The organism is Hymenobacter defluvii, from assembly GCF_017589435.1.
In the GTDB taxonomy this organism is placed as follows: Bacteria; Bacteroidota; Bacteroidia; order Cytophagales; family Hymenobacteraceae; genus Hymenobacter; species Hymenobacter profundi.
This window is the reverse complement of sequence record NZ_JAGETX010000046.1, coordinates 1-5,634: the sequence shown is the minus strand read 5'-3', so window position 1 is coordinate 5,634 and position 5,634 is coordinate 1. Positions and strand designations below refer to the sequence as shown.

Annotated in this window: 7 protein-coding genes; 4 read left to right on the top strand and 3 right to left on the bottom strand. The window is 49.5% G+C overall.

All coding sequences use genetic code 11. From position 1 onward, the window contains the following. Both J4D97_RS22635 and J4D97_RS22630 read left to right on the top strand, forming a co-directional pair. Nucleotides 1-720 (top strand): relaxase/mobilization nuclease domain-containing protein (locus tag J4D97_RS22635; RefSeq protein ID WP_208309571.1); only part of this gene is annotated, 720 nt, incomplete at its 5' end. A 17-nt stretch (nt 721-737) separates the two neighbouring features. Continuing rightward, entirely contained in the window at nt 738-1,250 is a 513-nt protein-coding gene (locus J4D97_RS22630; protein ID WP_208309570.1) for a hypothetical protein, read from the top strand. Nucleotides 1,251-1,394: 144 nt separating this feature from the next. On the opposite strand, the gene J4D97_RS22625 is transcribed toward J4D97_RS22630, so the two are convergent. From J4D97_RS22625 to J4D97_RS22615, 3 genes are all read right to left on the bottom strand, one after another. Continuing rightward, a complete protein-coding gene (locus J4D97_RS22625; RefSeq protein ID WP_208309569.1) occupies nt 1,395-2,621 on the bottom strand; it encodes a hypothetical protein in 1,227 nt (408 codons plus the stop codon). An 82-nt stretch (nt 2,622-2,703) separates the two neighbouring features. Continuing rightward, nucleotides 2,704-2,934, bottom strand: a complete 231-nt coding sequence (locus J4D97_RS22620) for a hypothetical protein (RefSeq protein ID WP_208309568.1) — start codon at nt 2,932-2,934, stop codon at nt 2,704-2,706. A 32-nt stretch (nt 2,935-2,966) separates the two neighbouring features. Next, nucleotides 2,967-3,920: a replication initiation protein gene (locus J4D97_RS22615; RefSeq protein ID WP_208309567.1), complete on the bottom strand. Its 954-nt coding sequence runs from the start codon at nt 3,918-3,920 to the stop codon at nt 2,967-2,969. A 1,023-nt stretch (nt 3,921-4,943) separates the two neighbouring features. On the opposite strand from J4D97_RS22615, the gene J4D97_RS22610 reads away from it, so the two are divergent. Together J4D97_RS22610 and J4D97_RS22605 are read left to right on the top strand one after the other, a co-directional pair. After that, nucleotides 4,944-5,336, top strand: a complete 393-nt coding sequence (locus tag J4D97_RS22610) for a plasmid mobilization protein (protein ID WP_208309566.1) — start codon at nt 4,944-4,946, stop codon at nt 5,334-5,336. After that, the coding region (locus tag J4D97_RS22605; protein WP_432207232.1) for a relaxase/mobilization nuclease domain-containing protein at nt 5,333-5,634 on the top strand (302 nt) is incomplete at its 3' end. The genes J4D97_RS22610 and J4D97_RS22605, both read left to right, overlap by 4 nt.

Below are 5,634 nucleotides of genomic sequence, written 5' to 3'. Positions count from 1 at the left end.
AAGGTAACCAACGAGGTCATGGGCCGCATTGCCCAGGACTACCTAAAGGGGCTGAAAATCGACCCAGAGAACACACAATGGGCCGTGGTGCGGCACCAGGACAAGACTCACCCGCACATGCACCTGGTGGTGAACCGGGTGGATCTGGACGGGCAGACGGTGAGCGACCAGTTTATTCGTTCGCGCAGTGTGGACGTGTGCAAGCGCATCGAGCAGGACTACGGGCTGATCGTGGCCGACCAGGTAGGCCGTAAGCAGGCGCTGGAAATTGGCCCGACCCCGGCCCAGGCGAAGGCCACGACTGCGAAGGAGGAACAGTCAGCTGAGTGGAGCCGCGCCCGCCAAGACATTGGCCGCGCCCTGGGCTACACGGCGGGCCAGGCCCGCAGCTTTGACGAGTTGGGCGGGCTGCTACAGGCCCGCGGTATCGGGTTGGAACTGACGCGGCGCAAGGATGGGAGCCCGGCCGGGGTGGTATTCGAGCAGGACGGGCACCGGGTGAAGGGCAGCCAGGTTGGCCGCGAGTACAGCGCCGGCAATCTGGACAAGGGCTTTGCCCAGGCCCGCGAGCTCGGGCACGACCCGGCCCAGGCGTGGCAGCAGGTGGGCCAGGACTACGCGCTGGCCAAGCTAGCGGCCGAATACGCCCAGGCGAAGGAACGGCAGGGTCAGCAGCAGCGCGGCAAGCAGCAGTCCCGAGGCTTTGAAATGGGGGATTAACGTTTACGTAACTACTTATGCAAGAGCTACTACAAGACATTAACGCGTTGCGCCGGGGTATTGAGGCGCTAAACAAGCGCAGCCTGGAGCAAGGCAAGCCCGTCAGTCGGGCCGAGTTGGACGAATTGCTGACTCAAGTGAAGGAAGAGGTGAGCTTCACCATCAACTACAAAGGGGTAGCCGAGGCCATTCAGCCGCACCTAGCCACGCCCGCTAAGGTGGAAACAGCACTCACCACAGGTATGGCGCAATTGCAGCAGGTAATTGCCCAGATTCCGCGCAGCGTGCCAGTGGAGAACCAAGTGTGGGGCTTTACCAGTGGGCGGTTAGCGTTCGGAGTGATTATACTGGTTTTGAGCCTAGTCTGTCTAAGCTGCTATGCGTGGAAGCAAAAAGACATTGCCGAGGCGCAGGTTGTCTTGATTCAACAGCAGCAGGCCGAGCAGAAAACCACGCTGGATTGGTTAACCAAGGGCTATTGGGCCTTAAAGCGGGACAACCCGAAGGCGGTAAAGAAGTACTTCCCCTAGGTACCAGTGTGCAAAGTGCAAGTAGAGTTCTATTGCTCTCCCTATTTTTGATCCGATGAAAAGCTTCACTATTAGATGTTATTATTAAAGTATAAAAACATCTTTAAAAAGCCTTCAAAGGTTCTTGATAAGGCTCTATTAATATTAAAACGGCAGATCGTTGTCGTCGTCATCAAAAGAATTAATAGAGTTGTGTTTAAATCCTGATAAATCTTCGTTGATGTATTGTTCTTCTGTAATTTTATTAGATAGGCTTGGCGGCAAGTAAGAGTTCCTGTATCGCTTAAAGGCCATAGCATACGCTTCTTTCTCTGTCCATTGTGGTACAACTATTAAGTTGCCAGCTTGGATTTTGTCATTATTAATATCATAACTAAATGCTGTGATTGAACCAGTTTTATAATGCAATCCTACTATATCTATGATAGTCTGTTTAATAAATGATGCACATTCATCTGGTTGTGTTATAATCTGAAATTCTGTAAAGCGTATTACAATCCATCCATTATCAGTGAAAAACTTATCTCTTTTATAATCGCTGCTATTTGTATAATGAATTGGCTGTCCATTGCTACCGACATATGGCTCATCAATTTCAATTACAAAAACAAATTCTAACCCATATAAAGTGATAATAATATCAGGCATGAAGGGTCTCGAAGAGTTATCAAAGGGTAAGACGTAATTAGTCAATATCTTGGTTATTTGTTCTTTTGTATCATCTGGTGCATCATCAGCAAAATGAATTTTTAGTGTATTTACAAAAAAATCTTCGCTTACTCCTTTTTTATAAGATTGTCCGGTATATGGTTGCGGTTTTTTGATTGATTTTAAATATGAGTTAAGGATTGGTGTCCTGTAATTAAATAGAAAATTATTATTAAGAACGTCTACTTTGTACTGTTGTAGTTTTTGCTCATATCCTTTATTGGTAATTTCGTGTTCGCGTTCAACAGCTTGTTTATTATATGTATTATATCTAGAAAGATTATTTTGATATATAATTAATTCTTTCCTATAGGTAGCCTCAGCTTCTGCTAAAGCTTTCGCTTTATCTATTGTCGCTTGGCTTTGTAGTTTGATCCAACCCCACAGAGCACAGATAAGTATTCCTACACCTATTGCAATTACAAAGTCGCTCCCCGATTTTCGACTATTTCCTTGGATAATTAGGGCGATACCGAATATCACTACAGCTACTAGTAAACAACCGACACCAGAATTGGAATCATTAGGTGGTTTTAGACTTGGAAGCGTCGGCTTGTCTGGATGCTTAGGGGGTATGGGTTTGTCTGGCGGCGTAGGGAGACTACGGCTTATTTCAGTAATACGAGCCGGAATTTTAACTATTGGATAGGAAGCTGTATGCATCTAAGCGGTGTAAATTAAGTTGATATGTGATAATCTACTAGCCAACTGGGTGAGATGGTAGCGACGGTATAAAATCGAAGTCTCAGTAACTGAGGATTTGGTAGCGACGAGCGTAAGCGCGCAGGTGAATGGCGATAATTCTTTCCCTGGTGGCACGTTTAGACCCCGGGGTATACTCTATGGCCATCATACGCTTTTCGGCCTCCTGAGCGAGCAAAAAGAGGCATGGAATGGCATTCTGTTCGGCTTCGGTGAGGTGCACCGCATTTTCTGGCTTGAGAACGATGAGTTCAAGGTAGATTTTTTGTCGCATAGCAGGAGAGGGAAGCTAGCTGCCAAGAAGGATTAGGCAACGGGCTTAGGAGTTTTGGGGGCTACCAGGCCCAGGCGCACGAGTAGCAGGCCCCCCGGATTGCGGGAGGGCTTGATTTTGCCGGTCTTCAAGTCGTGGTTGTAGCGGTTGACCTCCGCCACGTGGGCCGCGCTGGCCAGGATAGTTTGGCGGTGCTTGGTGTCGGTGATGCGCAGCTCGTCGAGGATGCGGGCGGCGTTGTCGTAGTGACTTTGCTGCACGCCCGGTAGAGGCTGAGCAGTGGCCACCAGGTCGAAGGGAATGGTTTCAGCAAGGGCTTGGGACTTGACGGTAAACAAGATACTCTTAAATGTCTTGCCCCGCTTTTCCAGTTTGTAACTAATATTCAACTCAGTATGCTCATTAATTTGCTTGACAGCTACGTCTAAAACCTTCTCTCGCAACTGGCTAATTCGCTCCATCTTCTCATTGCCTTTGCTATCAAGCAGGCCAAGCATCTTCTTGAACTCTTCGATGTCATATTTTTTGGTTTCTCCTACGTCTTTCCATTGGCTACAATACTGATAGATACGCTTAGCATACTTGCTAGTAAGGCGAAGGGCAGCGGCTAGCTCATAGCTAGTGAAGTTGTTTTTGAGTTGAAACAAGTAAGGTAGAACGTACTTCGTCAGGTCAAATTCAATAATTCCCTCGCCTTTGATGTAGCGGATTTGCTGGAACATCCATATCTGCCTGTACTCTTTATCATCCTCTACTTCCAACATGCGCGAGCCCATATCAGCCGTTGCTTTTTGTAGATAAGCGCCGTTGTAACGTTTGCCCGTTAGGCTAGCTAACTCTCTTATATCTAGCTTGTAAACAGTGCCCTTCTCGTCTTTATGAAGTTTAGAGATAATGAAGAAGAATAAGTCTAACTGTAATTCTGAGTATTCATAGCGGGCATTGGTTAGAGCGTTATGCTGACGAATTTCTAATTCCTTATTCATTTGGCTGTATATGGCTGATTTGAACGCAATTATACGAATAAAACCACCTATTAAAACATATGTGGTTTGAAAAGGTGGTTTGAAACACACGAAAGGTGGTTGATAAACACACGAAAGGTGGTTTGAAACACACGAAAGGTGGTTTGAAACACACGAAAGGTGGTTTGAAACACACGAAAGGTGGTTTGAAAGTGCTATAAACGGCTAAAAATCAATTACTTATGACCCCCTCAAATAGAACAAATAGATACAAATACAACAATTGTTGTTTCGCGCGAGGAAAAAGTTTTTAAATCGTGTGGATAACCGCAGGCCAAACAAAAACAGCAAAAGACCTGTAAGCCAGTTGTTTGCAAATATTCAATTTATACTATATAACTAGTAATCAATAGTTTATATTCCCTTTTGTTGCGCTTATGTGCTTTTTTGAGCGCGGAAAGACGGGCAGTAGGGGAGATGGGCATACCCGAGTACAACGCATTGCCTAAACTCCGTATCTTCGCTGTGTCCTTGGTGCTCTGCTTTGCGTAGAAGCACAAACGGCGACCAGGGCCGAAACCCTGATCGCCGTTATCCTACGGATGCCCGAGCCAGTGACTAATCACGGCGCGGACTGCTCCCCCGACGGCTGCTTTGAGCAGCTCCAGGGAGATGCGGAACCAACTAATCTGACCAGCTGGTTTCGCTTTTGCACGTTTACCCATATTGCGATTGGGAGTAAGGGTGCTAGATCCACCCACTTCCTGAAGCCCCAAGGCCGGCCAGCCTCGGGGCTTCGTCTTTTCAGACAAAGCCGGCTGGGTGACTTACCGTGCAAGTGGGGCGAAGATAGGGGATACAATGCTAGTACTCGTCTTCTACTACACACTTGCCCATGTGCCCCCAAACCCGTACCTTGAGGCGTGAGCGGTGGTCGTTCAGTTGTTGTTCGCAAGATGTGTTTGCTGAATCGCGCTTCGCGCAATCCAGCAAACCCGTTCGCCCTCCGGGCTCACTACACTTGCCCCTTCGGGGACCACTCGTATGGCTGACTTATCTACCTCTGATTCTACCCCCCACCGCCCCCGCAAAAGCGGCCGTAAGCCCAGCCCGCAGGCGGAAAAGCAACGCCACGTGGTGAGCGTCCGGCTCACAGATGCCGAGCACGAGCGCCTGACGCGAGAAGCCGAGCGCCACCAGCTCAGCCAAGGCGAGGTGCTACGGTCGGTGTGGTTCAAGCAACACACGGCGACCCGATTGCCGACCCCACCTACCCCCGAGGAGGCCCGGCAGCTGGCGCAGCTGGCCGGCATGGCGGCCAACCTGAACCAGCTCACCAAGCTGGCCCACTTGCAGCAGGACCAACGGGCAGGAGCTACGACGGTGCTCGGGCAGATGCACCACCTGTTAAAGCGCCTCACGGGCGAGGCGTCATGATTGGCAAGGTGAAGGTGAACAAGTCGTTCGGGGCCATGTGCCAGTACGTGCTGCAGGAGAAGACCCCCGACAAAGGGGCCGAGGTGCTGGCCGCGTACGGCGTACGCACCGACAGCGCCGCCCACATGGCGGCTGATTTTGACATGGTGCGGGCTATGCGCCCTGCTTTGGGCAAGGCGGTGCTGCACGTTGCGCTGGCTTTTCCGGTCGAGGAAAAAGAGAAGGTAACCAACGAGGTCATGGGCCGCATTGCCCAGGACTACCTAAAGGGGCTGAAAATCGACCCAGAGAACACACA

What these genes read in the sequence shown, in the direction of transcription:
- J4D97_RS22630 (WP_208309570.1), top strand. Translation starts at nt 738, where the DNA reads ATGCAAGAGCTACTACAAGACATTAACGCGTTGCGCCGGGGTATTGAG.
- J4D97_RS22625 (WP_208309569.1), bottom strand. Translation starts at nt 2,621, where the DNA reads ATGCATACAGCTTCCTATCCAATAGTTAAAATTCCGGCTCGTATTACT.
- J4D97_RS22620 (WP_208309568.1), bottom strand. Translation starts at nt 2,934, where the DNA reads ATGCGACAAAAAATCTACCTTGAACTCATCGTTCTCAAGCCAGAAAAT.
- J4D97_RS22615 (WP_208309567.1), bottom strand. Translation starts at nt 3,920, where the DNA reads ATGAATAAGGAATTAGAAATTCGTCAGCATAACGCTCTAACCAATGCC.
- J4D97_RS22610 (WP_208309566.1), top strand. Translation starts at nt 4,944, where the DNA reads ATGGCTGACTTATCTACCTCTGATTCTACCCCCCACCGCCCCCGCAAA.